Consider the following 26,924-nt stretch of genomic DNA (forward strand, 5'->3'; position numbering starts at 1 on the left):
GACAAGGGTATGCATCAGGGTCTTGAGCATGAACGGTCTGCCTTACTTCTGAAGGGTGTCGGGGGAAGAGGAGGAGGCCGGCGTCGTCTGCACGCCCTCGGCCTCTCCGACGATCTTGAACTCGACGCGGCGGTTCTTCGCGCGGCCGTCCGCCTTCGCGTTGTCCGCGATGGGCTGCGTGGGCCCGAAGCCCTGCGCCACCAACCGCTCGCGCTGCACGCCCTTGCTCACGAGGTAGTCCACCACGGCCTCGGCGCGCTTCTGGGACAGCTCCAGGTTGTAGGAAGCCTTGCCGGTGTTGTCGGTGTGGCCTTCCACGCGCACCTTCTCGATGTCCGGATGGGACACGAGGATGGACGCGACCTTGTCGAGTACCGCGTTGCTGCGCTTCTGGATGACGGCCTTGTTGTTCTCGAAGAACACGGCCTCCATGATGCGGATGCTGCCGGAGTCGATGCGCGCGACGGGCGCCTCCTTGCAGCCGCCGTTGGCCTCGGTGCCGGGCTCGTCCGGGCAGTTGTCCAGGCGGTCCACGATGCCGTCGCCGTCACGGTCGGGCTCCACGTCCGGGCAGCCGTCCTTGTCCTTGTAGCCGTTGAACGTCTCCGGCTCCTTCGGGCACTGGTCCTTGGAGTCCACGATGCCGTCCCCGTCGGAGTCAGGGTCGTCCGGGCAGCCGTCCTCGTCCTCGAAGCCGTTCTTGTTCTCCGCCTGCGTGGGGCACTTGTCCGCCAGGTTGGGGATGCCGTCCTGGTCGTCGTCCTTGTCCGGGCAGCCCTGGAGCTGCGCCAGGCCGGCCGTCGTGGGGCACTGGTCGTCGCGGTTCTTCACGCCGTCGCCGTCGGCATCCAGGTCGGGACACTCGGCGGCCACGTGGGGCTGGCCCGCGATACAGACGGGGCCCTTGGGCGCGGGAGGCGTGCCGAAGGACACACCGGCGAGCACGCGGAAGCGCGGCGTGCCCGGCGTCTGGCCAAAGCCCGGGCCGCCCATGACGTACAACTCGGTGCCGTCAGCGGTGGGGACGCGCAGGCCCAGGAGCGCTTCCATCGAGCTGGGCGAGTCCTGGGTGGGAATGGTGCCGCGCAGGATGACCTCTTCGCGCAGGCCCCAGAGGGCGGCGGACAGGTTGACGCCGCCGTTGACCTCCACGCCCATCTCGTCGAGGTAGGGCTGCGTCTGCGGCGTCAGCGCGTACGTCTTCGTGCGCACGAGCGCGCCGACGTCCGCGCCCACGCGGAAGGTGCCGCCCAGCTGCTTGCCGGCGCCCAGGCGCGGGGAGAAGGTGAAGCCCTCGTCGCGGGTGAGGGCGGCCTTGCTGCCCAGGGGCAGGGCCGCGGCCAGGTGCAGACCCAGGTCCATCGGTCCGCCCCGGCTCTCGGAGAGGAAGCCCACGCGCGCCTGGACCCACGGCGTGCCGAGCGCGCTGGTGGTGGGACGGGACACGCCATTCGACGCGGTCTCCGGGCCCCACTGGGCGACGATGGGCACCTGCGCGCCCAATTCCAGCCAGTTCGTGAGGGAGTACGCCGCGGTGATGTGCGTCGTCACGCGGTTGGAGATGATGTCGGCCTGCCGCTCGTCGTTCTCCACCAGGACGAGGGGCCGGTTCTCGTAGTGCGCCGTCAACCCGATGCGGAACTGACCCGCGGGGAGCAGGTCACCGGTGGACAGCACGAGGCTGTCACGCATGGCGGGGTTGAGCTGCAGGCGCTCCAGTTCGACGCCCGGAATGGTGCTCTGGGCCTGGGCGCTGAAGGCGCAGAGGACGGCCAGTCCTCCGAGCCCCAGGTGATGCCTTCGTGCGAACAAGCGTTCCTCCACATGCACACGCGGACGCAAGAGCGTCGCGCGTCCCCTCGCCAGGCGAGGGGTACGCAGGCGGTTGCATGCCAGGGGCCAGGAGGTGTTCGGAAGACAACGTCCAGCAATCACGCGGGGATGCGGCGGGGGCCGGCCTCCCCGGGGGTGGGAATGACGCGTCAGCGCGGGACGCGGACACGGCGCTGACGCGTCATGGGAGGACGCGGGGCCTACAGGTGGAAGTGACCGGCGGCCTCCGGCTGGTAGGGCACGGCGATGATGCGCAGGCGGCGGGTGCGGCCCTGGGGGAGGGGCCACTCCACGGTCTGGCCCACGGACAGGCCCAGGAGGGCGCTGCCCACGGGGGCGAGGATGGAGATGCGGCCGGCGTCGCTGTTGGCGTCCTTGGGATAGACGAGCGTGACTTCGCGCGTCTCGCCGGCCTCTCCGTCTTCATAGACGACGGTGCTGTTCATGGTGACGACGTCGCGGGGAATGGTGCTGGAGGACGTGACGACGGCGCGGGCGAGCTCGGACTCCAGCTGCTCCACGAGTTCGGCGTTGCGGGCGTTGCCGTATTGTTCGACGACGCGCTCCAGGCGCTGCAGGTCGGTGTCGGTGACAATGAGGGAGTGGTCGTGGGTCATGGCGGTTGCCTCCTGTGGGAAGGGGGATGGGGACGGCATGCACACCTGGAAAGGTGGGCGTGCGTGGCGCGAAGGTTCAGTGGGGGTGGAGCGGACGCCGTCCGTCGTAAGCTACGCGAGACGGGCGGCGTGGGTGACAAGCCAGGCGGTGGCTCGGCCGTGCGCGGGCAGCGTCCGGCGCACGGAAATCCGGCGCGGAGCACGCTGCAGGCAGGCTGTGAGCGAAACCGTCATCTGACGAGGAACCCGGGGGTTGCGACTGCGGTGAAGTGCTGAATGTAGCCGTGTGCGCCCTGATTGCAACCGAGCCTCGGAAACAAGCGGCCTGGCGGACAGTCGCCGTGACGCACGGAGGCGCGGAAATCAGCGGAGCGGGGACACGTCCTTGAACTGAACACCCGTGGCGCCAATCGATTCCAGCGCGAGCTTGATGTCCTCGGGAATGACGAGGACGACTTCCCAGTGCAGGGGCCGAAAGACCCTCGCGCTACCGAGCCGTGTGGTGTCGATGCGCATGCCCCAGACGGAGAGATAGGTTCCTACCTTCTCCGTCAGCCCATTCTTGGGCGTCCAGTACCGTGCTTCCTCCGAAGCCTCATCGTCGATGCAGTTCACGCGACGAATGGCGTTCAAGATGAAGAAGTCATCGGACTGTCCCTCGATGTTCACGGGGAAGAGCTGGATGTCGTTCGGAGCCAACCGCTCGAAGATGGCGGCGACCCGGGAGGTGACCACCGGCGTGCCGAATGCCGCATGGGAGTAGTCAAGCGTATTGCCTGGAATCTCCACCGGGACCCGCAGGCTTCCTTCCCACGAGCTTGGTCGACCCATCCTGAACTGCCAGGAGTCCTCAAGGTCCCGCCCCTGGGCGTCCTGTGGATGCCCCAGTTCCCAGCGGCCCTCAATGTACACGTCATCAGCGAGTTCGAAATATCGCAAGGACATGGGTCGGGTTCCTGCACTCACTCCGTGCGGGTCACCAGCTTGTTGAGGAAACTGCCCTTCTGGACGATTTCACTCGCCAGAACGCGCAGCGCACCTTTCAACGCCTCTCGGCATTGGTCGATGGTTTTGCAGGTCGACGTTACCTGTTCAAGTCGCTGATGGACTCTTTCATGGTACTCGCGAGGATGCGGACCTCGATGGCCGGGAACGTCCACCTGGTTCTCGGGATCGTTCAGTGACATCCCGCCCTTGTCGAAGATCCGCTGGTAGCGCGGAGTCCACGGGCCACCGTTCGCGGTGGACGTGCTGAACTTGTCCGAGGCGATATGGTGCTTGGGTCCTGGCACCTCCACAGGCCCACCGGTCGCCACCGCGCCCGGCGCCAGGGTGAGCAGGATGTCCCCCGTCGTGGACATGGCCACGGACTCCACCTGAGAGACCGCGCCCAGTCGGAAGCCGCCCTCCGCCACGCCCACGAGTGACGCCTGCGCCGAACCGGGCAGCTTGGGCAGCTTCGCGGCCAGCGTCTCCGCCGTACTGCCCAACGCCGCCGTGGCCAGCATGACGAAGGCCCGCGCGGCGTTCTCACCCAGCACCTCGCCGTACTGCTCCCCCGCGTCCCGAAGCTCGTCGAAGGTCGTGGCCTCCACCACCGCCTCCGAGAGCCGCATCCATCCCTGGATGAGGCTCCACACCGTGTCGACGCCCAGGTACGCGATGAGCACCGCCGTCATCGTCGCCGCGACGCCCTTCGACACCGGCTCGGGCAACAGCCACAATCCCAGATACAGGGCGCCGGTCGTGACGATCATGGAGAGCACCGCCCCGCGATCCGTCATCCCGCGCAGTGCGTCCTCCGTCTCGTCCCACACCGAGTCCAACGCGATGGAGAAGGCCAGCGTGCGCTTGCCGTCCTCATCCAACGTAGACCCGCGCTCCAGCAGGTGGAGACAATCGCCAGTGAGCGCCTTGCGTTTGCACCATCGGCCATACGCCGCCGCCAGCTCCACCTCCGGTGCATCGTTGAGTCGGAGGTGTCCGCGCCCAGGCTCCTGCACGGAGATGAGTCCCAGGTGCCCACGCACGTGAGCGTAGGGGCGTGACGGAAGCGAAGCTGCCAGCAGCCGGCGGGCCGCCTCCATGGGGTACGAGGAAACAGGCGCGGTGCGTGCGAGCCCCGCGACCGCGGACACGAAGGCGTCTTCGTCCAGCGCCACGGGCCGGACGCCCCGCTGTGGCGTGTGGACACGGGTGGGTTCTCGACCCGCACTGAGCCGCACGGTCCGGGACGCCGCACAGCCGGTCCCTACGAACAGCATCCACGCGATGACGGCTGCGTGCGTCATCCGGACAGTGACACTGGATCCGAGCGACCGGTGCGGTTTACCCGGGACGTGGGCCTGCGGCATGGGTGAGTGAAGTCTATCTCGAGCCTCTCCCTCGCCTTACTGAATTGGCCGCACACTGCGGACGGCGCGGCTTCGGTCTCCGTCACCAGGGCCCAGCCCTCGCGTGACAGGCCAATACCCTGCCCCGCCCACAAGGCGGCGCTGCCCACGGGCGAGGATGAAGATGCGGCCCGAGTCGCTGTTGACGTCCTTGGATAGACGAGCGTCACCTCACGCGTCTTATCGGCCACATACGGAGACCCGGAGCGAAGCACGCTGCAGGCAAGCTGTGAACGACACCCTCATCTCACGAGGGACCCGGGGGCTGCGGCTGAGGTGAAGCGCTGGATGCAGCTGCGTCCTCCCTGATTGCAACCGAGCCGCGGGAAACGGGTGGCATGGCGGACAGTCGCCGTGACGCACGGAGGCGCGGACTTCAGCGGAGCGGGGACACGTCCTTGAATTGCACGCCCGTGGCACCGATGGATTCGAGCGCGAGCTTGATGTCCTCGGAGACGATGAGCGCGATGAGCCAGCCCCAAGTGCGGAAGACCTTCGCGTCCCCCGTCCTGGCAGGGTCGATGCGCAGCCGATGAACCGCTTGATAGGTGCCGACCCGCTCGGGCCGTCCATCCTCCGGCGTCCAATAGCGCACCTCGCCCGAAGCGGTGTCGTCGATGCACTTCACGACGCGCACAACGTTGACGAGGAAGTACGGGTCCGGGGCGCCCTCCAACGTGACCGGGAACAACTCCACGTCCCCCGGAGCCAGTCGGGACAGAACCTCCGCGACCCGTTGGGAAACGATAGGGACAGCACCCGCGTCCGCGAGCGAGAAGTCGAGCGCCCTTCCCCGCGCATAGGACGGAACGCGCAGCGCGCCCTCCACCTGCGCGGGAGTTCCCTGCATGAACAGCCACGAGCCGTGGTCCTGCCCCTGGGCATCCACGGGCGTTCCAAGCTCCCAGCGGCCGGGCAGTGTCACGTCGTCCGTGAGCTTGAAGTACCGGGGCGTCACGCGGGCATCCTGCCTCATCCACCACTCCGGGTGACCAGCTTGTTGAGCCAGGTGTTCTCCGTCGCGAGTTCCTTCGCGAGGATCCGCAGCGCCTGCGTCAGGTCGACCCGGCACTGCTGAATCGTCCGGCATGTGCTGGTCGCGAGCCTCAACCGTTCAAAGACCTCCGCGTGGTACTCCTGCGGATGCGGCCCCCTGTGCCCCGGAACATGAACCTGGTTCTCCGGGTCGTTCAGGGACATCCCGCCCTTGTCGAAGAGTTGTTGATAGCGAGGCGTCCACGGGCCTCCGTTCGCGGTGGACGTGCTGAACTTGTCGGAAGCGATGTGGTGCTTCGGCCCCGGCACGTCCACGGGCCCGCCGGTCGCTACCACGCCCGGCGCCAGGGTGATCAGGATGTCACCCGTCGCGGACACGGCGACGGACTCCACCTGCGCGACCGCCCCCAGCCGGAAGCCGCCCTCCGCCACGCCCACGAGTGACGCCTGCGCCGAACCGGGCAGCGTGGGCACCTTCGCGGCAAGCGTCTCCGCAGTACTGCCCAGCGCCGCCGTGGCCAGCATGACGAAGGCCCGCGCGGCGTTCTGGCCCATCACCTCGCCGTACTGCTCCCCTGCGTCCCGAAGCTCATCGAAGGTCGTGGCCTCCGCCACGGCGTCCGCGAGCCGCATCCATCCCTGGATGAGGCTCCACACCGTGTCGACGCCCAAATAGGCGATGAGCACCGCCGTCATCGTCGCGGCGACGCCCTTCGACACGGGCTCCGGCAACAGCCACAAGCCCAGGTACAAGGCGCCAGTCGTGACGATCATGGAGAGCACCGCTCCGCGATCCGTCATGCCCCGTAGCGCGTCCTCCGTCTCGTCCCACACCGAGTCCAACGCGATGGAGAAGGCCAGCGTGCGCTTGCCGTCCTCATCCAGCGTGGCCCCTCGCTCCAACAGGTGGAGACAATCGCCATCGAGCGCCTTGCGCTTGCACCACCGGCCATACGCCGCCGCCAGCTCCGTCTCTGGAGCATCACTGAGCCGGAGGTGTCCGCGCCCAGGCTCCTGCACGGAGACGAGCCCCAGGTGTCCACGCACGTGGGCATAGGGACGTGACGGAAGCGAAGCCGCCAGCAGCCGGCGGGCCGCCTCCATGGGGTACGAGGAAACAGGCGCGGCGCGTGCGAGCCCCGAGACCGCGGACACGAAGGCGTCTTCGTCCAGCGCCACGGGCCGGACGTCCCGCTGCGGCGTGTGGACACGGGTGGGTCCTCGGCCCGTACCGAGCCGCACGTTTCGGGACGCCGCACAGCCGGTCCCCACGAGCAGCATCCACGCGATGACGGCCGCGTGCGTCATCCGGACAGTGGCACTGGATCCGAGCGACCGGTGCGGTTTACCCGGGACGTGGGGCTGTGGCATGGGTGAAGAGAGTCTACCCGCCATGAAACGCCGCCCCGAGTTCGACAGCCTGCGCGGAGTGCTGCTCGTCCTGATGACGCTGACGCACCTGCCCACCCGGCTGAGTGTCATCGGCAATCAGCCGTTCGGCTTCGTGTCCGCCGCCGAGGGCTTCGTGTTCCTCTCCGCGTTCCTCGTGGGCGTGGTGCACGCGAAGAAGCTGGGGACCTCGAGCCCCGTGGCGATGTTCAAGAGCCTCTGGAGCCGCGCCCTCAAGGTGTACGGCTACCACGTCGCCCTGCTCTCTTTCGCGTTCACCATCATCGCCACGCTGGGCGTCGCCGCGCGCAGGCCCGCCATCCACAACCTGCTCGGGTTCTTCCATCAGGACCCGTTCACCGCCCTGTGGAGCAGCCTGTTCCTCCTCTACTGTCCCCCGCTGCTCGACATCCTTCCGCTCTATGTCGTGCTGCTGCTGCTCACTCCCGCCGTGCTGCTCGGTGCGCGCAAGGAGGGCTGGTCCCGGGTGCTGGGGCTGAGCGCCCTCATCTGGGTCTGGGCGCAGGTGGGCCTCAAGCGCGCCCTGTATGACCTGCTCGTCGCCATCCCCGTGCTGCCGTGGCCGCCGTTGAGCATCGACCTGTCGGGCGCGTTCGACCTGTTCGCGTGGCAGTTCCTCTGGGTGCTCGGGGTGTGGATGGGCGTGGCCCGCGCCACCGCGCCGGAGCAGCGCGAGCCCGTGTCCCGCCGGCTCCTCACGGGCGCCATCGTCGTCAGCCTGGGGTTCTTCGTCGTGCGCCACCTCGACGTGGACCTGGGCGCCGCGGGGGTGCTGTTCGACAAGTGGTCGCTCGCGCCGCTGCGGCTCGTGAACTTCCTGGCCGTGGCGCTGCTGGCGAGTTGGCTCGCGCCCCGCCTGTTCCAATGGCTGCGTCCCAAGGTTCTGGAGGCGCTGGGACAGGCGTCGCTGCCCGTGTTCGCCGTGCACGTGGTGCTGTGCCTGCTCAGCCTGTCGCTGCTGGACGAGAACGAGGACCCGCTGGACTACTGGGATGAAGTCGCGGTCCTCGTGGCCACGTTCTGCAGCATGTACTTCGTGGCGCTGCGCCAGCGCATCGCGGGCCGGAGCGTGGGCCCGCCGTCAACGTCCTGAGTCAGCCGCGCACGGCGGCCAGCGCGGCGTCGGTCTCCACCACCAGGGCACGCACCAGGTCCGCCGCGGGGCCCTCTCGCGAGAGGCCAATGCCCTGCCCCGCCCACAGGGCCATGAAGCGCGTGTCGTTCTGCTTCGACGACGCGGCCCGCAGCGTGCGCGTGGCTCCGTGCTGCTGCGGGAACGGCAGGATGGCTCCGGCCTCCTCCAGCGTGGTCGTCAGCTCGTTGGGAATCGCGCGGGCCGGGCGGCCGGAGAAGGCGCGGGTGATGCGTGACGATTCATCCCGGGCCTCGCGCAACAGCGCCTTGTGGGCCGCCGCCGCGCTGGACTCCTGGCACCGCAGGAACGCCGTGCCCAGCTGCACGGCCGCCGCGCCCAGCATCCGGGCCGCCGCGATGCCTCGTCCATCCATGATGCCGCCGCTGGCGATGACCGGCACCCGCACGGCGTCCACCATCTGAGGCACGAGCGCCATCGTGCCCACCATGCCCGCCTCGAACGAACCGCCGAAGGAGCCCCGGTGGCCTCCCGCCTCCGACCCCTGCGCGACAATCGCATCCACGCCCGCGGCCTCCAGGGCCTGGGCCTCGCGCACGTTCGTCGCCGTGCCCACGACAAGGCTGCCGCGCGACCGGAACGCTTCCAGCACTGGCGCGGGCGGAATGCCGAAGGTGAAGCTGAACACCGTGGGCGCCGCGTCGAGCACGGCCTCCACCTGCTTCGCGAAGTCCGGCATCGCCGCCGCCGGAATCACGGGAGGAGGCAGCCCCAGCGCGGCATGGAAGCGCTCGATGATGGCGAGCGTGGGCCCCGGGTCCGCGGGAGCCACCGCGGGCTGGGGAGCGAAGAGGTTGATGGCATAGGGCCGAGAGGTGAGTGAGCGCACCGCGCGGGCCTGCTGGACGATGTCCTCCGGCTGCACGTACGCGGCGCCCAGCGAGCCCAGGCCTCCTGCCTCCGACACCGCCGCGACCAGCTCCGGCGGCGTCAGGCCCCCTGCCATCGGAGCCTGGATGATCGAATGCACCACCCCAAGCCGCTCCGAGAACCTACGCCACGCCTGCGGATCCATCATGGCCCCACCTCTCGTGACTCACGTCGGACAGCATTAACGGCCTGGCTTCACCTTGGCGCCCCGCGCAAGACAGAATCATCAGTCCTGCTTTCACGGTCCATGCCAGGCACGGAGCGTTTCGTCCGCCTCTCCTGCCCGAACTGGCAAAACCTGTCCGACTGTCGGACAGGTTTCCGCCGCGCGGTCCCGGCCTGTCCGACGGTCCGACAGGTGTCCGTTGTCCGAACCTGTCCGACTGTCGGACAGGTTTTCGCGGTCCGCCTCCGGCGGGGGCCCGCTGGGTTCTCACCTTCTCATTCGCAGTCGTAGTTCGGCGCGGGCGCCCCGGGCTCCAACACGACGGGTGCAGGACCGCCATCCCGCGCCACGGCCTCCCCACAATCCAGCGCCGCGTCCTTCGCCAGGTGCCGGTACAGGACACACGACGCGCGCTCCACGAAGAACGCCTGCTTCGGCCAGTCCGGTCCTCGCGAGGCCAGGATGGCCACCGCATACCGTCCTCCGTCCGGCAACGTCACCAGCCCCACTTCATTGAGCACGTTGTAGCGCGCGTCATCTCCACAGCATCCCGGCGGCAGCCACCCGCCCTTGTGTTGGAGCGACGCGCGGGCGCTCGCGGGCAGGCGCGTTCCCAGCCAGCCGCCGCAGCCGTCCCGAGGCGTCAGTTCCATCCACTTCAGCAGCCGCGCCGTGGGCTCCGGCTCCAACAACTCCCGGCGGTCCAACCGCGCCAGGAACGACACCATGTCGTCCGCGCAGAAGTAGTTGTCCCGCCCCATCACGCGCGGAGAGTTCGTCGCCCAGCGCTCCCGGCCGTAGTTCCACTTCGTCAGCGCCGTGTGCTCCAGGCCCAGGCCGCGAAGATAGACATTGATGGCATCCGGGCCGCCCACCAGGTCGATGACCTCGCCGGATGCTTCGTTGTCCGACGTGCGGAACACCTTCTCCGCGAGCGGTGCCACCGTCGCCAGGTCCCGCTGTCCCAACGCCGCCGCCACCCAGAACACCTTCGCGGAGCTGGCGGAGATGTGCGGCTCCAGGCCGGAGACGCTCGCCGTCTCCCCCGTGCGCAGGTCCATCACCGCGAGCGACAGGTCCGTCCCGGGCGACAGGCGCGTGGCCTCGCCCGCCAGCGACTCCACCACCGCCTTCAGGGACTCACGTGGAGGAGCGCCCGCCTCCGGCTTCGTCGCGCAACCACCCACCGCCAGGAGCCCTGCCCAGAGCAGCACCGTCCGCATCCACGACTCCCTTCAGTGAATCAGCCGGTGCACCTGCTCCAGCATCAGCGCCGTCACCAGCCCGCAGTACGTCCCCAGCACATACCCCAGCACCGCGAGCAGCACGCCCACCGGCGCGAGCGCGGGATGGAACGCCGCCGCCACCACCGACGCGGAGGCCGTGCCGCCCACGTTCGCCTGCGACCCCACCGCCGCGAAGAACACCGGTGCCTTCAGCCAACGCCGCGTGCCCATCGTCACCGCCGCGTGGATGCACATCCACAGCGCCCCCACCGCCACCAGCGCGGGTGCATCCCACAGCCGCCGGAACTCCGCCTGCGCGCCAATCGTCGCCACCAGCAGGTACAGGAACAGCGAACCCATCCGGCTCGCCCCTGCGCCCTCCAGCCTGCGCACCGGCGTGAACGACAGCACCACGCCCACCGTCGTCACCAGCAGTACTACCCACGTGAAGCCCGTCACCACGTTGCCCAGGTCCGGCAGCATCTTCGCCAGCGCCGTGCACACCACCGTCACGCCGAACGCCACCGCCAGCATCGAGAGCAGGTCGGACAAACTCGCGGGCCGGGCGGACGCCGCTTGAATGCGCGCGGACTCCTCGCGCACATGGTCCAGCGCGGTCCGGTCCGCGCCGATGCTCGCGTCCATCGCCTTCTCACGCCCGGCGAAGGACAACAGCACCGCCGTCCACACGTTGGACACGCCCACGTCCACCACCACCAGCATGCTCAACGTGCTGTCCAGCGCGCCCACGCTCTGGCCAATCGCCACGAAGTTCGCGCTGCCTCCAATCCACGACCCGCTGAGCGCCGCCAATCCCTTCCACGCCTGGTCCCCCAGCTCCGCCGGCACCAGCCACCCCAACGCCAGATACGCGAGCGGCCCGCCCACCATGATGCCCACCGAGCCCGCCAGGAACACGCCCACCGCATTGCGCCCCAGCCGCGCGATGGCGGGCAGGTCCACCGACAGCACCAACAACACCAGGCTCGCGGGCAACAGGTACACGCGCGTGAAGCGATACAGCTCCGACTGCGTGGGGATGACGCCCGTGTTCGACAGCAGCGTCGGCACGAAGTACGCGAACACCAGCAGCGGCACCACGTTGAAGAACCGCTCCACCGCCGGGTAGCGCTGCAACGCATACAGCCCCGCCAGCACCGCGAGCAGCACGGCGAGCACCGCCATGGGGTCCTGGATGAGCGGTGGCGTCATCGGGGCTCCACGCCCAGGCCCGCGCCCGCTCCCAACTGGATGCGGCCCTGCACCACCGGATGCGCGCGGTACGGGTCCTCCGCGAGCAGCAGGTTGCCGTCCAGGTCCACCCAGTCCACCAGCGGCGCCAGGTGCGCGCCCGCCGCGATGCCCAGCCCCGTCTCCACCATGCAGCCCAGCATCACCTTCAGGCCGCACGCGCGCGCCGTCTCGATGATGCGCAATGCCTCACGGATGCCGCCGCTCTTCTGGAGCTTCACGTTGATGCCGTGGAAGCCCTCCGCCAGCTTCGGCACGTCCGACGCCTTCGTCAGCGACTCGTCCGCCACCAGCGGCAACGGCGAGCGAGCGCGCAGCCACTTCGCGCCCTCCACATCCGCCGCGGGCAGCGGCTGCTCCACCAGTTCCACGCCCTGCGTGGACAACCACTGGATGTGCGCCAGCGCCTCGTCCGGCTTCCACGCCTCGTTCGCGTCCACGCGGATGGTCTGCTCCGTGAGCGCGCGCACCGTGCCGAACACCTCCTGCACGCGGTCCGCGCCCAGCTTCACCTTCAGCACCGGGAAGTCCGCCGCCTCGCGCACCTTCACGGCCAGCGTCTCCGGCACGTCGATGCCAATGGACATGGACGTCACCGGCTGCCGCGTCGGGTCCACGCCCAGCATCCGGTACAGCGGCACGCCCATCACCTTGCCCGCCCAGTCATGCAGCGCCAGGTCCACCGCCGCCTTCGCCGCGGGGTTGTCCGGCAGCGCCGCGTCCACGGCCTCGGACACGTCGCGGAAGTGGCGCAGGTCGCGTCCCTCCAACACGGGCGCGAGCTTCTGGAGCGCCGCCTCCACCGTCTCCCACGACTCGCCGTAGCGCACGTTGGGCGCGGCCTCGCCGTAGCCCACGTGTCCTTCCGAGCGCACCTCCACGAACACGTTGCGCTTCACCGTGCTCGTGCCCCGGGCGATGGTCCAGGCGTGACGCAGCGGCAGTTCCACGGTGCGAAAGCTCAACGGCGAGGCCATGGCGGAATCCCTCCAGGGCCCTTCCCTTAACACGGCACTCCTTGCAAACACCGCTTCCGTTGCCTTCCCAGGCCGGAAGGGGCGAGCCTCTCCACCATGCGTCTCCTGCCCCTCGTCATCGCATTGTTCGCGCTGGGTCCAAGCCACGCCGCGTCATCCCGTCCCGCGCCGAAGGACGAACTGAGGACGCTGCTCGCGGAGCTCATCGCCGCAGACACCTCCAACCCGCCCGGCAACGAGACGGCCGCGGCCCAGGTGGCGGCGAAGTGGCTGCGCGAAGCCGGCATCGAAGCGGAGCTCATCGAGCCCTCGCCCGGGCGCGGCAACCTGCTGGTGCGCTTGAAGGGCAGCGGCAAGGGCCGGCCGGTGCTCGTGCTCGCGCACCTGGACACGGTGCCCGCCGCGAAGACCGAGTGGGTCACCGACCCGTGGACGCTCACGGAGAAGGACGGCCTGCTCTACGGACGCGGCGTGCAGGACAACAAGGGCATGGCGGCGGCGAGCATCCTCGCGCTGCGCCGGCTGAAGCAGGAGGGCGGCACGCGCTCGCGCGACATCCTGCTGTACCTGGGCGCGGATGAAGAGGTGGGCTCCGGGCAGGGGCTGGACTGGATGATGGAGCACCGGCCGGAGCTGAAGGAGGCGGAGTTCGCGCTCAACGAGGGCGGCCTCACGGAGCTGTCACCGGACCGCAAGGAGGTGCGCTTCGTGGCGCTCCAGGCCGCGGAGCGCGTGTCCCGCAACGTGACGCTCAAGGCCACCGGCCCCGGAGGTCACTCCTCCGCGCCGCCCGTGGATGCGGGACCCCTGGTGCGGGTGGCCGCGGCGGTGGCGCGCGTGGGCGCCCTCACCTTCCCCGCGCATCTGACGCCCGCCGCCAGGCTCCACGTGCAGGGCCGCGCCCAGGCGACTCCCGGCGAGCTGGGCGAAGCGTTGCGCCGCATCGCCGCATCGCCGGACGCGCCGCCCGAGGACGCAGTGACGACCGTGGCCCGGTTGGACCCCGCGCTGGGCGCCGTGCTGCGCACCACCTGCGTGCCCACGGTGTTCAAGGCGGGCACGAAGTCCAACGTCATCCCCGCCACGGCCGAGGCCACCGTGAACTGCCGCCTGCTGCCGGACGCAAATCCGAAGGCCGTGCGCGAACGCATCGTCGCCGCGGTGAATGACCCCGACATCCAGGTGGAGATGGACGTGTCGCCGCCGGACTCGCCCATGTCGCCCGTGGGGGACAACGCCATGTTCCGCGCGGTGAAGGCCGCCGCGGCGAAGGTGTGGCCAAAGGCGCCGGTGATTCCCCGCATGTCCACCGGCACCACCGAGTCCGCCACGCTGCGCCGCGCAGGGATTCATGCATACGGCATCGACCTCTTCGCTCTCACTCCGGACGACGCACGCACCGCGCACGCACCCAACGAGCGCGTCCCGGTGACGTCCCTCCAGCCCGGCGCGGAGTTCGTCTACCTCACGCTGAAGCACCTGACGCGCTGACGCACCGGCACCACCTCATCACGGGCCCTCGCATCACATCCGGCCCTTGCTCAGGGGGCATGCGTGAACCCCAGCAGGACCGTGGTGGCTCTCCGGCTGGGTGAGCCACCGTCACGGAGCCTCGCGGGCAGCCAGGCTATTTGCGCGTGAGCTCTTCGATTCGGCGGATGACCGCCGCTCGCGTCTGGCTTGAGACCGTGCGGTGCTCGAGCATGTCCGACATCCACAACCCGTCGATCGCCAGACGGCAGAACGTGAGCTCCGGCGACTCTTGCTCCTGGGGGCTGAGTTGCTCCTCCCGCGCCTCGTCCCAGATGGAGCTCCAGAGTTCCCGGACCTCCGGGTCGAAGAGCATGAGCCCGATGAGCGAGCGCATGACGCGGGCCTCGTCGTCATCAGGGGAAGCGGCGACCGTCACCCGGAGATACGCGCGGGTTCCCCTGCCGTTGGCGTCCGGATCCTTCGCCATCTCGGCGGCGACGGCCCCGGCGAAGCGCTGGGTCACGTCGTCGAACAGCGCATCGAGCAGGATGGGCTTGCTCTGGAAATGCCCCAGGAGGTCCTCCTTTGGGACACCTGCCCGCCCGGCGATGGCATCAAGCGTCACGGCCTGAAGCCCCTGAGCCAGGATGAGGTCCGCAGCCACCCGAAGAAGCTTCTCGCGGGTCACGTCAGGCTCCTTGTTCCTCCACTCGGTCATCGCCATCACCTCTCGCAACAGGAACGCCGCCGCCCGTCTTTCCCAGTTAATCACGAGTAACGTCGGAATAGGCTCGGAGTCTCATCCGACCTTCCCGTGTCAGGGGGATGCGATGGGACCCGGAAGGTATTGCTGGAGCCAGACCTTCTCGAGCCCCCAGGTGAACAGCATCCAATGGGAGGAGTGGCCGCTGAAGCCCTCCGCCTCGATGGGACGGGTGACGGTGATGATGCGCGTGCCAGGGGCGCAGGTGCGCAGGTGGGTGACGAGCCGGGCCTTCGTCTCCGGGCTGAACGCCACCCAGTTGCAGAAGATGTGGGTCGCGTCACCCAGGGGCTCGCGGGTCATGTCGCCCACGGTGAGCGTGATGCCCGCCGGCTGAAGCCACGGCGCCACGCGTGCCACGTGGTCCGAAATCAGCTCCACGCCATGCGCCTCGGCGCCCCACCAGCGCGCGGCGAGCAGCACGCGTCCGCGCCCCGCGCCCAGGTCCACCACCCGGCTGTCGCGCCCCACGCCCGCCCTCTTGAGGAACCACAACGCCGTCACCAGCGGCGTCTCGCCGTACATCAGCTCGCGGAATGACTGGCCCGTGGTCTGGAGCGCCCGCGTCATCTCGAAGGTGCGCCGCCAGCGGTAGGGCGTCCGCAGGATGCGCTGCCACCACAGTCCCATGTACGGCTTCAGGAGCCGGGGGCGGAGGAGCAACAGCAGCAGGTCGGTGACGCGCAGCACGACCGCGATGACGATGCCCTGCATCTGGAGCGACAGCCGCTCGAAGAACGGCAGCTCGAACTCGCCCATCGTGTCGTCGCGGCGCGGCGGGGGCGAGGGAGGAGGAGCGGGAGCCGTCATGCTCCGCGGAGGCTGTCCGGATTCCGGACGCCACGCAATGGCTGCGCGTCGGAGCGGGACGCGCTGGGAAGCCGGTCCCCGTGCCGGCCTCCCCCACCCGCATCGACCTCACCTCGAAGCTGCCGAGCTGAACGCGCCGCCGAGAGGAGCCCGGCGGCGCGGCCACGGCCTCACATGAGCTTCTTCGCCGCCTTGGCCAGGGCCTTGTCCGCGGCCAGCGCGGGCACGTCCATGAGGCGCTGGGCGATGTGCTTGCCCACCGCCGTACTCGACGCCGCCACCTTCAGGTACACGGCCGCGCGAGCCAGCAGGTCCGGATGTTCGAGGGACGCCTTGAGACGGGCCTCCAGCGCCCGGGCCAGGTCGGTGGGCTGGAAGTTCTCGAAGACGCTCCGGAACGCCTTCCGCTCCAGTTCCTCCGGGCGCCGCTCGGCCAGGTCCAGCGCTGGCTGCAGCAGGGCCAGCCCCAGCGAGCGCATGGCCTCCGCGACGACGCCGGGCTTCCACCCGTCCACGAACGCCAGCAGCAGGGCCTCCGCGCCGCGCACGTCGCCCAGCATGCCCAGCGCGTACACGGCGTGCTTCGCCTCCACGTCGTCGTGGCCTCGGCCCTGCACCATCAGGATGAACCGGTCGAGGACCTCCGCGTCTCCCATCCGGGCCAGCGCCTCCGCCGCCTCGCGCCGCACCTCGCGCGCCGGGTCCCCGTGCAGCACCTGGCGCAGCACGGGCATGGCCACCGTGCCCAGGTCCGCCAGCATGGCCACGGCCGCTCCGCGCGCGTCCTTCGTCGTCTCGGACAGCGCCGCCTGCATCAGCGGCACCGCCTTCTCCTTGCGGCGCCGCGAGAGTTCCACCACCGCCGCCTCGCCCGTCTCCCGGGCCTGAACGTCCTCCAGCGTCTCCTTCGCGAACAGGCGCAGGCCCATGTCATGGCCCTTGCGCGTCACCGCGTCCAATTCGCGCCGCGCCTGCACTCCGCCCATCGCACCCAGCACGCGGAGGGCGGTGCGGCGCACCATGCGGCTGTGGTGCTCACCGAGCGCGCTCCGCACGGAGCCCAGCGCGTTCTCGCCCAGCGCAGCCACCGTCCGCGCCACGAAGGCGCTCGCCGCGCCGTCGCTCCACGTCGGGTAGAACTCCCTCGCCAGGACGTCCGGCCCAAGGCTCGCGTAGTAGCGCGCCGCGTGCGCCGCCGCCTCGTAGCGCGTCAGCTCCCCTCGCGCCCGGCGCACCATGGCCTCGCCCGGCGTCAGCACCTCCTCCGGCTTCTGCACGTGGATGCTCGGGTGCGTGGGCACGGACTCCAGCTGGGACAGGTCCACCTGCACCGCGCCCGACAGCCGCACCAGCGCGATGCCCAGCACCTGGTACACCTTGATGAAGTCGTCCAGCCGCTCCGCCGGATCCGCCCGCTGCGCCAGCGCCTCCAGCAGCGCGCCCGGCTTCTCCAGCCCCAGCTCCTTCAGCCGGGACACCAGCGGCTCCACCGTGCGAGGGCTCACCGCCGACAGGCCACTGGCGAACGCGTCCGCCAGCTCATCGCGCACCTCCGCCAGCGCGATGGCCGCCCGCGACGCACCCGCCGCCCGTGCCGCATCCGCCCAGCCGCTGCGAGGCAGCGCGTTCGGCGCGGCGGGGGCCCGCACGCGACCGCGACGGCGGGGCGACACGGGCGCATCCTCCGCGCGTCCCAACGTGCGCAGGTCCAGTCCTTCCGGCGTCCGCACCACCACGGCCGAGGGGAACAGCGTGGGGAGCGCCGCCTCCAGGCCCACATCGCCCAGCACCGCCACGAGCTTCGCGTCCTCCAGCGCGGTGGACAGCGGCTCCTCCAGCGACGGGTCCACCGGCAGGAAGAGGCCGCGTCCCGTGCCGTCCACGAACTGCGAGCGGGCCCCGCTGGCGAGCAGCGTCTCCGCCCGCACGGACACCGGCAGCAGGTCCGGCGCGAACACGTCCTTGCGGTGCTCCTGGAAGGCCGTCATCACCGCGCCCACGTCCGGCAGCGCCACCTCCACCAGCCGCTCCAGCGCCGCCCGGTCCACCGACGGCGCGTCCTTCCACGACTCCAGGTCCAGCCGGTGCGGCGCGAAGCCCGGGTACTGCCCGCCGTGCGCACCCTGGAGCACGGCGCCCGCGTGGCTGTTCTTCGGGGCCACCGTCTTGAGGTTCGCGGGGAGGATCTGCTTCTCGCTGTAGTGCCCGCCTGACACCAGGTCCACGAAGCGGCTCTCGCGGACCATGAACCGGTCCGGCGTCACCTTGGAGGAGAACGCGTACTCCACCAGCTTGAGCCCCTCGACGGGCGCGCGGTCCTTCTTCGTCCACGTCTTGCCGATGAGCTCCTCGACGTGGCGCGGCTCCAGCGCATCACCGCCCAGGTGCTTCTCCACCTTGCGCGCGGTGAGCAGCATGTCCGCCACCAGATCCGCGTACACCGGCGCCTCGAAGGTCCCCGTGCGAGCCGCCGCCGCGTCCAGCAGGCCCGCCAGCTCCACCGCCCGCGCGGACAACCGCCGCAGGCCATTGGCCCGGAGCGCCTCGCCCAGCGCGCGCACCTGCTCCGGCCGGTCCGCGCCCAGCGACGCCACGCCCGACAGCCCCAGCTCGCGCACCAGCGTGGACACCTGCCCCACGCCTGCCTTCATCAGGTCGCCCGTTTCGGCCTTGCCCTTCTTCACGCTCTTCTTCGCGCCGCCGGAGCCCGCGGGCGCGGCCGGGGCCGCCTCCGCCGTGACGAAGGCCTGCGGCGCCCGGGCCCACGCCACCAGCAGCGCCGCCGCGTGCTTGCAGAAGGGGCGCGAGCGCGCCGCCATGCACGAGCACCGCCCCTTCACGTCCGAGCGCGCCTCGCCGAATACCAGCGACACCTTGTAGGGCGTCGCCCCGGAGCCCGCCGCGTCCGCGAAGAGCCGGTTCTCGAAGCGCGACAGGTTGGTGAGCTGCTTGCCGTCGAACAGCTCCGAGCCCTTCTGCAGCTCCGCCTTGTCGCTGATGATCTCCGTCATTGCGCCCATCCCGATGACGGGCCGTACCTCAGCCATGACGCTCCCCCTTCTTGTCGGCGGACGCGAGCAGCGGCGCCAGGTCCTGGTTGCGCATCACCCGCTCCACCACGTCCACCAGCTTGCGGGGCGTGCACCCGAAGCACGGAATCCCCAGCGCGGTGAGCTGCTCCGCCATCGCATGGTCATAGGAAGGCCGCCCGCTGTCCGACAGCGCCAGCAGGCACAGCACCTTGGAGCGTGAGTCCACCAACTGCCTCAAGCGGGCCACCAGCTCCTCGGCGTTGCCGCCTTCGTACAGGTCGGTGATGAGGATGAAGAGCGTCTTCTCCGGCCGGCGCACGTAGTGCTCCTGCGCGTACGCCACCGCCCGGTTGATGTCCGTGCCCCCGCCCAGCTGCGCGGAGAAGAGCACCTCCACCGGGTCCGCCAGCACGGGCGTCATGTCGACAATCTCCGTGTCGAACAGCACCAGGCTGGTTTTCAGCACGTCCAGCGACGCGAAGATGGCCGCCATCACGGAGCTGTACACCACGCTCTCCGCCATGGAGCCGGACTGGTCCACCACCAGCGTCACGTCCCACTCGTGGTGACGGCGCTGGTTGGGCCAGAAGTAGAAGCGCTCCGGAATGAGCCTCTTTCGCTCCGCATCCCAGCCCTTCAGGTTGGAGCGGATGGTGCGGCGCCAGTCGATGTTGCGCGCGATGGGGATGGGGCTCGTCCTGTCCCGCCTGAGCGCCCCCATCACCGCCGTGCGCAGCGGGGACTCCAGCTTCTTGCGCAGGTCCTCCACCACTTCCCGGATGATGGCGCGCGCGGTGTCCTTGGCCTGCTCCGGGATGAGCCCCCGGGCGCTCACCAGCGTCGTCACCAGCTCCAGGTTCTTGTCCAGGAAGGGCAGCGTCTCCGGCTCGAAGAGCAGCTGGGTGAGCCCCTTCTTCTCGATGGCGTCCTTCTGCACCAGCGCGATGACGTCGTCCTGGAAGAAGTCGCGCAGCGCGCCCAGCCACTTGGGCAGGTACGGCTTCGAACCGCCGCGCCCGGCCGAGCGCTCGCCGTAGACGAAGGAGAGCGCGTCATCCAGGCCCTCCAGGTCGTCGCCCGTCAGGTCCACCGTGCCCGCCCCAGCGCCCAGCGCGCTCAGGGAAGGGCAGGAGCCCGTCTTCTCCGCCTCCGGGCCCAGCGCCAGCCGCCAGCGCAACAGGGCGTCGCGGTCCTTCGGGTCCAGGTCCTTGGGGTCCACGCTCATAGCAGGTCATCCAGGTCGTCGAGCGCCTTGCCCAGGTCCGCGCTCAGGTCCTTCAGCGTCGCCTTGTCCTTCTCCTCCAGCACCGCCTTCACCGCGCGGCCCTTGTCCTTCAGCTGGCGCACGCCCATCACGTTCTCCATCAGGTAGCGGCGCTCCGTGGCCCCCAGCGCGCCCAGCGCCCGGCGCAGCACCGGCAGCGTCTGCCGGAAGCGCTCCGGCTCCACGCTGGTGAGGAAGTCATCCAGCGCCTTCACCACGTCGCGGCTCTTCACCAGCACCAGCGCGTTTACCTGGAGGAAGCCCTCCAGGTACGCCGCCGCGTCCGCGGGCTCCACCGCCGCCGACAGCCGCCGGCCCACCTCCAGCGCCACGTCCGCCTCCGGCAGCTCGCGAGCCAGGTACAACAGGCCCGTGGCCAGGCCCGACGTCGACGGGTGCACCGCGTGGCTCCCCATCAACCCGCGAGCCTCCGCGAGCCAGCCCTCCTTGTCCGCGCGGGGCTGGGACAGCGCCACCTCGTGCAGCGTGCGCAGCGCCTCCAGCACCGGGGGCACGCCTTCCGGAGCGCAGGCACTGGCCTCGCGCACACGCAGGAGCGCCCGGCCGAAGGTCTTCTCCCCCAGGGCCGCCACCGCCTCGTCGCCCACGTCCGAGTGCGCGCGCGAGGTGCCATAGGCCATCAACCCCGACAGCGCCCGCGCCGCGCTCGCCAGCGACGGCAGGTCCGCGTCCGTGGCCGCGAGCGCGTCACAGGCCTTGAGCGCCTGCGCCACCGTCTGGGAGCAGCCGGTGATGACGGACTCCAGGAGCACGTCCGCCGCCTCGGCCGTCGTCTTCGCCTGCGTCAGCCGCTCCTGGAGCACGCGCGTCGTCACGCCCTCCAGCGAGTCGCCCAACACAATCTTCTCCACCAGCGCCACGTCCGTGGACGGCGTCCACTGCGCCTGCCAGGCCTCGCGCACGCGCGTGAGCGCCGCGTAGCCGCCGGCCTCTGCTTCCGCGCCCTGCTTGCGCGACGAACCCGTCCCGGACAGTGACGCGTACGGGATGCCCGCCACGCGCAGCCGGTGGAGGAACACGGAGGAGCCCACCTCCACCGGGTTGTTGAGCCGCAGCGTGAACGTCTCCGGGCTGTCCGTGCGCGGCAGCCGCCGCTCGCCCACCTCGCGCCAGAACTCCGCCTGGAGCGAGTTCTGCCCGATGCGGCTCGCCACCTGCCCCACTTCGTGGCCGATGACGCTCTTCCACAGGAAGCTGTCCACGTGCGTCGCGTCACCACGGCACAGCGTGGCCACGGTGGCCTCGCGCAGCTCGTCCAGGCCCGGGGCGCTCTTCTCGCGCAGGTCCGACAGCGTCACCGCCAGCCGGTACGCCTCCAGCACGTCCGACAGCGACGCGGAGAAGCCGCGCATCCGCAGGTGCGACGCGAAGTCCAGCAGCACCTCCAGCGTGGCCCGCCGGAAGTCGCAGTTCGCCTCGTGGGCCTTCTGGTAGAAGTGCGGCGCCCGGTTGCCCGCGCCGTATCCCAGTTGCTCCGCCAGACGCGGGAAGCTGTACGGAATCACCGTCACCGCGCACGGCCCGGCCGCGGGCAGCTTCGCCTCCTCCTTCGGATCCACGTCCCCCGCCAGGAACGCCGCGGTGTGCGCCGCGCCCGCCACCACCGCCACCTTCTCCGGCGCCACGCCGCCTGCCACCACCTCCAGCACCTTGCGCGCCATGAAGGCGTCGCGCTGACGGTGGTAGGCCAGCCGGGGCCCCGCGTTGACCACGTCCGCCCAGGCGGTGAGCACCGGCCGGAACTGCTCCGGGCTCCAGTCCGGCGCCTCGAAGGACGCCTCCCAGAACTCCTCGAAGGAGCGGAACCCCTGCGAGCGCGCGAACGCCTCCGTGAGCGGAATGGCTTCATCGGGAACGGGCTCGCTGCCCTCCGGGGCCTCCGTCTCCACGCCTGGCCCGGGCACATGGCGGTCCACCGCGAGGCTGACGCCCACCGGGATGTCGATGAACTCCGCCCGCGCGCCGTTCGCCCGGGCCCACTTCAGCGCCTGGTACTCCGGCGAATACGCAGCGAAGGGCCACAGCGACGAGGACGGGGTGCCATCCGTGCGGTAGCCCAGGATGGCCACGGGCGGCCGGGTCTGCTTGTCGCACAGCACGTCCACCAGCGCCGTCGCGTCGCAGGGCCCCTCCACCAGGACGACGGCGGGCTTCACGCGCTCCAGCCACTTCATGAGCACCGCGGTGGTGCGCGGCGAGTGGTGACGGACCGGGAAGTGCTGCACCCGGGAGAGCAGTGCCAGGTCCATCAGCCCCTCAAGAGCTTCTTGCTCGCGGTGTACAGCTCCTTCCACGGGCCCGTGCGGCTCTTGGCCACCGTCTCCATGTATTCGCGCAGCGCCTTCACGTCGTCCTCCTGCTCCTTCACCACCGCGCCCACCAGCGACGCAGCCAGCTCCTGCGACGTCACCGTCCCGGAGCCGAACTGCTGCGCGAGGATGGAGCTGTTGAACAGCACGCTGATGGCCTCCGCCGTGGACAGCACCGCGCCCGGCGTGCGCACCTTCGTCTTGCCGTCCTTCGTCACGCCCTTGCGCAGCTCGTGGAAGAGCGTCAGCAGCACGCGCGACAGCTCCTCCGGCGGCGGCACGCCCACCTGGTAGTCCGTGCGCAGCTCCGCCTCGCGCTTGGTGACGATCTGGATCTCCTGCTCCAGGTCCTCCACCACCGGCACGGTGACGAAGTTGAAGCGGCGCTTGAGCGCGGCGCTCATCTCGTTGACGCCGCGGTCGCGCGTGTTCGCGGTGGCGATGAGGTTGAAGCCGCGCTGCGCGCTCGTGATCTCCCCCAGCTCCGGCACCGACACCTGCTTCTCCGACAGGATGGAGATGAGCGAGTCTTGAATCTCCGGCGACGTGCGCGTCACCTCTTCAAAGCGGGCGAACTTGCCCGTGCGCATGGCGCGCAGGATGGGCGACGGCACCAGCGCTTCGGGCGTGGGGCCCTGCGCGAGCAGCAGCGCGTAGTTCCACGAGTACTTGATGTGGTCCTCGCTGGTCCCCGCCGTGCCCTGGACGACGAGCGCGGACGTGCCGCTGACCGCCGCGGAGAGGTGCTCCGACAGCCAGCTCTTCGCGGTGCCCGGCTCGCCCACCAGCATCAGCGCGCGGTCCGACGCGAGCGTGGCGATGCACACCTGGATGAGCCCCTTGTCACCTACGTACTTGGGCGTGATGGCCACGCCCCCCACGGGCTTGGGACTGCCCAGGATGTACGTCTCCACGGCGCGAGGCGACAGCGCCCAACCCGGTGGGCGGGGCTTGTCGTCATGCGCGGCGAGGGCGTCCAGCTCGTTCTTGTACTTCGCTTCGGCAGGCAGGCGGATGTCCGGCATGAGCTGCACGCTATCCACTCAGTCTGACACCCGGCAAACGCTTCGGCTGCCTGGCGGGTCGCTTCGAAATCGGCGGCACTCCCCACCCGATGGGGACCGTGCCGCTACCCGGACGCCTGCCCCACGACGCAGGCGCGCGACGGCCCGGCGGGAACGGTTCGCACGGTGAAACCCTGCGACTCCAGGTTCCGCGCGGCCACCGTGGCGAAGCGCTTCGCGTGAGCGGCGACGGGCGCTTCATGAAAGAGGTAGAGCGCGCCACCGGGACGCAGGTGTTCCCGCAGCCGCGAAAGCTCCACGCGGACGTCGTCCTCCGCGAACAGGCTGACGTTGATGGCGAAGGCGACATCGAACAGCTCGCGCCCCAGGTCCACCTCCGCGAGCGTCCCGATGCGAGCCAGGACATGTCCCGCGCGGACGGCATCCGCGTTCCGTCGCAGCGCCTGGGTGACCATCTTCTCCGAACGGTCGATGCCCAGGACGCACCCATCGCGCAGCCGCGAGGCCACGAGCCCCAGCGCGATGCCATGGCCACACCCCACCTCCAGCACCCGCGCGTCCGGAGCGAGGGACAGCACCTCCATCGCCCAGCGGAACCTGGGCGCGACCGGACCCGTGCTCATGCGCGCAGCGTGGCGTCCGGACCCGACCCCCTCAACTTTTCGAGTCCTGCTCGGCTTTTCGAGCCCTCTGGAGCGCCCTCCCTCCCGTGAGGAGGTGTTGGCATCCTCATTGCTGAGGCCATCGGACACACGTCCTTCCCAGGAGCCTCCCTTGAACATCCATCGACTGCGTCGTCTCTTCTCGCGGGCCTCGCTCGCCCTGCCCCTGGTGCTGGCGGGCTGTGGCGGACCGGAGGGCAGCGTGGACCTGACGGGTTACTCGGAGATCGCTTGCACGGACCAGGGCATCTCCGTCAGCGGCCTGACGGTGACGCCGGCACCGGACTTCGTGCAACTGCGCTACTTCGACTCCTACAAAGAAGATGGCCAGGCGCCCGCCCCTCCCCTCAGCCTGAGCTCCTCCGGCCAGCCTTGCGCGACGGCCACGGACGTCCCCGCGTGTGAGACCGCGCTGGAGAACGCGATCGTCACCGACGGATTCCACTTCGGCTGCCAGGGCAAGGGCGGCTGCACCAGGTCCCACTTCCTGGTGACGACCCGGGGTGACGAGGTGAAGACGTATTCGACGGGTGTGGAGGTCCAGCGGTTGCTGGGTGTCATCGACACGGAACAGGAGGCGGTGCTCAAGGCCTTCGCGTCCAGCTACTCCTTCCTCTGCGGAGACAAGAAGCAGGGCGCGGTGAAGAAGAACACGGATGGCAGCTTCAATGTCATTGGGACGAATGGCTACGCCTGCGGGCCGGGCTCGGAGCTGACCCAGCACGTGCTGAAGGTGAAGGGCTCCGGTGAGGTCGAGGAGCTGGAGACGCGCGTCCTGGAGGAGGGCGACTCGGTCTGCCCTGCCGGCCAGTAGGGCTTCAGGTCGCCCTGCGAGCGCGGCGCCCAGGTCGCGTCCCCCTCAACTTTCCGAGTCCCTCTCAGCTTTCCCTGAGGAGATCCCCAGGGAAGACGCCCTGGCATCCACATTGCTCAGGGTCCCGGACACACGCCCTTCCCAGGAGCCTCCCTTGAACATCCATCGACTGCGCCGTCTCTTCTCGCGAGCCCTGCACGCCTCGCTCGCCACGCCCCTGGTGCTGGCGGGCTGTGATGGCTCGGAGGGCAGCGTGGACCTGACGGGCTACTCGGAGATCGCTTGCACGGCTCAGGGCCTGTCCGTCAGTGACCTGACGCTGACGCCGGAGCAGGACTTCGTGCAGCTGCGCTACATCAACGCCAACGGAGGCCAGGCGCCCGCCACCTACGTCAACGTGAGCTCCTCCGGCCAGCCCTGCGCGACAGCCACCGACGTCCCCGCGTGCACGACCGCGCTGGAGAGCGCGAACGTCACCACGGGCTTCCACCATGTCTGCATAGACTTCTGCAGCGAGTCCTTCCTGGTGACGACCCGGGGTGACGAGGTGAAGACGCACGCGACGCTGGAGGAGCTCCAGCTGGTGCTGGGCACCATCGACACGGAACAGGAGGCGGTGCTCAAGTCCTTCGCGTCCGACTACTCCCTCCTCTGCGGAGACAAGAAGTATGGCGCGGTGAAGAAGAACGCGGATGGCAGCTTCAACGTCGTCGCGACGAAGGGCTACGCCTGCGGACCGGGCACGGAGCTGACGCAGCACGTGGTGCGCGTCTCCGCTTCCGGCGAGCTCCAGGAGCAGGAGAAGCGCGTCCTGGAGAAGGGAGACCCCAACTGCAACATCGGCCGTCGGCCGGTGGGGCTCCAGGTCGCGGAAGCCTGCGAGAGCCCGGAGGCGCTGGGCCGCTACTTCGCGAACGCGGCGCACCTCGAAGCCGCGTCAGTGCATGCGTTCCTGCGGCTGCGGGATGAGCTGGCGATGCACGGCGCGGACGTGGGCCTCCAGGACGCGGCGCGAAGGAGCGCCATGGAGGAGGTCCAGCACGCCCGGGTGACAGAGCGGCTCGCGCACCGCTTCGGAGGCACGCCCCAGCGTCCGGTGGTGGAGGAACTGCCCCCGCGCTCCCTGGTGGACGTGGCGCTGGAGAACGCGGTGGAGGGCTGCGTGCGTGAGACGTACGGCGCACTGCTCGCGCACCACCAGGCGCTGCACGCGCGGGACCTGGAGGTGCGCGAGGCCATGGTCCGCATCGCGGAGGACGAGACGCGGCACGCCGCGCTGTCGTGGGACATCGACCAGTGGGCCCGGCCGCGCCTGTCCGCGGAGGAGCGTGAGACGCTGCGCGAGGCCCAGCGGCGCGCGGTGGCGGCCTTGCGCGAGGACGTCGCGGTGCAGCTCGACGCGAGCGTCATCACGATGGCGGGCATGCCCACGCCGGAGGCGGCCCTGGCGCTGCTAGACACGCTGGAGCAAGACCTCTGGGCTTGAGCCGCCTCTTCTCATGAGTCTCTGAGGCTCTGCTCCGGCGCCTTCCACCGCATGGCCAGTTCCCGGGCCATGCGGAAACGTTCGCGCCAGGACTGCAACTCTGCTTGAGCGGAAGGCCCTTCAGCCGCGGACTCCTTCTCCACGAAGTCACTCAGATCCTTGAGCGTGCGCATGGATTCTCCAAGGGTGAGGCCATGCCTATGACCCACGGAGCGTGATGCCGCACCGCAGGGTCGCGCACGGCGATCTAAGTAGGTCGCCAGAAGTTCCGAGACAAATCCGGGTCGCATGCGCAGTTTCTGGAGCATGCGACCGGCAAGGAGCCCTGCCGAGCTGGGGCTGACAGCATACGACATGCGGAAGCTGGAGCGGG

The 26,924-nt window shown here is 69.8% G+C and carries 22 protein-coding genes; 4 read left to right on the plus strand and 18 right to left on the minus strand.

From position 1 onward, the window contains the following. Nucleotides 1-42: 42 nt before the first annotated feature. The 6 genes from D7Y15_RS17870 to D7Y15_RS17900 all read right to left on the minus strand — a co-directional run bounded on the left by D7Y15_RS17870 (nucleotide 43) and on the right by D7Y15_RS17900 (nucleotide 7,147). The gene (locus D7Y15_RS17870; RefSeq protein ID WP_121753341.1) at nucleotides 43-1,812 is read right to left on the minus strand and encodes an OmpA family protein; all 1,770 of its coding nucleotides are present in this window, start codon (nucleotides 1,810-1,812) and stop codon (nucleotides 43-45) included. 221 nt (nucleotides 1,813-2,033) lie between these two features. Further along, nucleotides 2,034-2,450 carry a nucleoside diphosphate kinase regulator gene (gene rnk / locus D7Y15_RS17875; protein WP_121753342.1) on the minus strand — a complete coding sequence of 139 codons (417 nt, stop codon included), beginning with the start codon at nucleotides 2,448-2,450 and terminating at the stop codon, nucleotides 2,034-2,036. Nucleotides 2,451-2,813: 363 nt separating this feature from the next. Then, nucleotides 2,814-3,395 (minus strand): DUF1629 domain-containing protein, encoded by a 582-nt coding sequence (locus D7Y15_RS17880; protein WP_120576461.1) that lies wholly within the window; start codon nucleotides 3,393-3,395, stop codon nucleotides 2,814-2,816. Between the two features lie 17 nt (nucleotides 3,396-3,412). Next, entirely contained in the window at nucleotides 3,413-4,612 is a 1,200-nt protein-coding gene (locus D7Y15_RS17885; protein WP_306770415.1) for an AHH domain-containing protein, read from the minus strand. 607 nt (nucleotides 4,613-5,219) lie between these two features. Beyond that, nucleotides 5,220-5,819, minus strand: coding sequence for a DUF1629 domain-containing protein (locus D7Y15_RS17895; RefSeq protein WP_211486776.1), 600 nt, complete (start codon nucleotides 5,817-5,819; stop codon nucleotides 5,220-5,222). Then, the gene (locus tag D7Y15_RS17900) at nucleotides 5,816-7,147 is read right to left on the minus strand and encodes an AHH domain-containing protein (protein WP_120576464.1); all 1,332 of its coding nucleotides are present in this window, start codon (nucleotides 7,145-7,147) and stop codon (nucleotides 5,816-5,818) included. Before D7Y15_RS17900 ends, D7Y15_RS17895 begins: the two co-directional genes overlap by 4 nt. Before the next feature lie 85 nt (nucleotides 7,148-7,232). Here D7Y15_RS17900 and opgC point away from each other — a divergent pair, with 85 nt between their 5' ends. Further along, nucleotides 7,233-8,342 carry an OpgC domain-containing protein gene (opgC, locus tag D7Y15_RS17905; protein ID WP_120576465.1) on the plus strand — a complete coding sequence of 370 codons (1,110 nt, stop codon included), beginning with the start codon at nucleotides 7,233-7,235 and terminating at the stop codon, nucleotides 8,340-8,342. 1 nt (nucleotide 8,343) lies between these two features. On the opposite strand, the gene D7Y15_RS17910 is transcribed toward opgC, so the two are convergent. The 4 genes from D7Y15_RS17910 to D7Y15_RS17925 form a co-directional block, all read right to left on the minus strand. Continuing rightward, a complete protein-coding gene (locus tag D7Y15_RS17910) occupies nucleotides 8,344-9,372 on the minus strand; it encodes a nitronate monooxygenase family protein (protein ID WP_233604993.1) in 1,029 nt (342 codons plus the stop codon). 341 nt (nucleotides 9,373-9,713) lie between these two features. Next, entirely contained in the window at nucleotides 9,714-10,661 is a 948-nt protein-coding gene (locus D7Y15_RS17915) for a serine hydrolase (protein WP_121753344.1), read from the minus strand. A gap of 12 nt (nucleotides 10,662-10,673) precedes the next feature. Then, complete coding sequence (locus D7Y15_RS17920) at nucleotides 10,674-11,876, minus strand: DUF819 domain-containing protein (protein WP_233604994.1); 1,203 nt, start codon at nucleotides 11,874-11,876, stop codon at nucleotides 10,674-10,676. Beyond that, nucleotides 11,873-12,892, minus strand: coding sequence for a dipeptide epimerase (locus tag D7Y15_RS17925; RefSeq protein ID WP_121753345.1), 1,020 nt, complete (start codon nucleotides 12,890-12,892; stop codon nucleotides 11,873-11,875). The genes D7Y15_RS17920 and D7Y15_RS17925 overlap by 4 nt, the downstream gene beginning before the upstream one ends. Nucleotides 12,893-12,988: 96 nt before the next feature. Between D7Y15_RS17925 and D7Y15_RS17930 the strand changes: the two genes are divergently transcribed. Further along, entirely contained in the window at nucleotides 12,989-14,383 is a 1,395-nt protein-coding gene (locus D7Y15_RS17930; protein ID WP_121753346.1) for a M20/M25/M40 family metallo-hydrolase, read from the plus strand. A 136-nt stretch (nucleotides 14,384-14,519) separates the two neighbouring features. Here the strand turns inward: D7Y15_RS17930 and D7Y15_RS17935 are convergent, their stop codons facing one another. The 7 genes from D7Y15_RS17935 to D7Y15_RS17965 all read right to left on the minus strand — a co-directional run bounded on the left by D7Y15_RS17935 (nucleotide 14,520) and on the right by D7Y15_RS17965 (nucleotide 24,212). Then, entirely contained in the window at nucleotides 14,520-15,053 is a 534-nt protein-coding gene (locus D7Y15_RS17935; RefSeq protein WP_158629067.1) for a TetR/AcrR family transcriptional regulator, read from the minus strand. A gap of 129 nt (nucleotides 15,054-15,182) precedes the next feature. Further along, entirely contained in the window at nucleotides 15,183-15,938 is a 756-nt protein-coding gene (locus D7Y15_RS17940) for a class I SAM-dependent methyltransferase (protein ID WP_306466068.1), read from the minus strand. A gap of 170 nt (nucleotides 15,939-16,108) precedes the next feature. Next, nucleotides 16,109-18,985 carry a HEAT repeat domain-containing protein gene (locus D7Y15_RS46595; RefSeq protein WP_121753348.1) on the minus strand — a complete coding sequence of 959 codons (2,877 nt, stop codon included), beginning with the start codon at nucleotides 18,983-18,985 and terminating at the stop codon, nucleotides 16,109-16,111. Further along, nucleotides 18,978-20,195 carry a VWA domain-containing protein gene (locus D7Y15_RS17950; RefSeq protein ID WP_121753349.1) on the minus strand — a complete coding sequence of 406 codons (1,218 nt, stop codon included), beginning with the start codon at nucleotides 20,193-20,195 and terminating at the stop codon, nucleotides 18,978-18,980. Before D7Y15_RS17950 ends, D7Y15_RS46595 begins: the two co-directional genes overlap by 8 nt. Beyond that, nucleotides 20,192-22,504: a DUF5682 family protein gene (locus tag D7Y15_RS17955; protein WP_121753350.1), complete on the minus strand. Its 2,313-nt coding sequence runs from the start codon at nucleotides 22,502-22,504 to the stop codon at nucleotides 20,192-20,194. The genes D7Y15_RS17950 and D7Y15_RS17955 overlap by 4 nt, the downstream gene beginning before the upstream one ends. After that, a complete protein-coding gene (locus D7Y15_RS17960; RefSeq protein ID WP_120576491.1) occupies nucleotides 22,504-23,589 on the minus strand; it encodes an AAA family ATPase in 1,086 nt (361 codons plus the stop codon). The genes D7Y15_RS17955 and D7Y15_RS17960 overlap by 1 nt, the downstream gene beginning before the upstream one ends. Before the next feature lie 104 nt (nucleotides 23,590-23,693). Further along, entirely contained in the window at nucleotides 23,694-24,212 is a 519-nt protein-coding gene (locus D7Y15_RS17965; RefSeq protein ID WP_158629068.1) for a trans-aconitate 2-methyltransferase, read from the minus strand. Between the two features lie 151 nt (nucleotides 24,213-24,363). Between D7Y15_RS17965 and D7Y15_RS17970 the strand changes: the two genes are divergently transcribed. Then, a complete protein-coding gene (locus D7Y15_RS17970; RefSeq protein ID WP_121753352.1) occupies nucleotides 24,364-25,065 on the plus strand; it encodes a hypothetical protein in 702 nt (233 codons plus the stop codon). A 154-nt stretch (nucleotides 25,066-25,219) separates the two neighbouring features. Continuing rightward, on the plus strand, nucleotides 25,220-26,551 hold the full coding sequence (locus D7Y15_RS17975) for a ferritin-like domain-containing protein (protein WP_121753353.1): 1,332 nt from the start codon (nucleotides 25,220-25,222) through the stop codon (nucleotides 26,549-26,551). Nucleotides 26,552-26,562: 11 nt separating this feature from the next. Here the strand turns inward: D7Y15_RS17975 and D7Y15_RS44715 are convergent, their stop codons facing one another. After that, a complete protein-coding gene (locus tag D7Y15_RS44715; protein ID WP_158624387.1) occupies nucleotides 26,563-26,724 on the minus strand; it encodes a hypothetical protein in 162 nt (53 codons plus the stop codon). Nucleotides 26,725-26,924 lie beyond the last annotated feature (200 nt).

The organism is Corallococcus sp. AB030 (genome assembly GCF_003668965.1).
Taxonomy (GTDB): Bacteria; Myxococcota; Myxococcia; order Myxococcales; family Myxococcaceae; genus Corallococcus; species Corallococcus exiguus.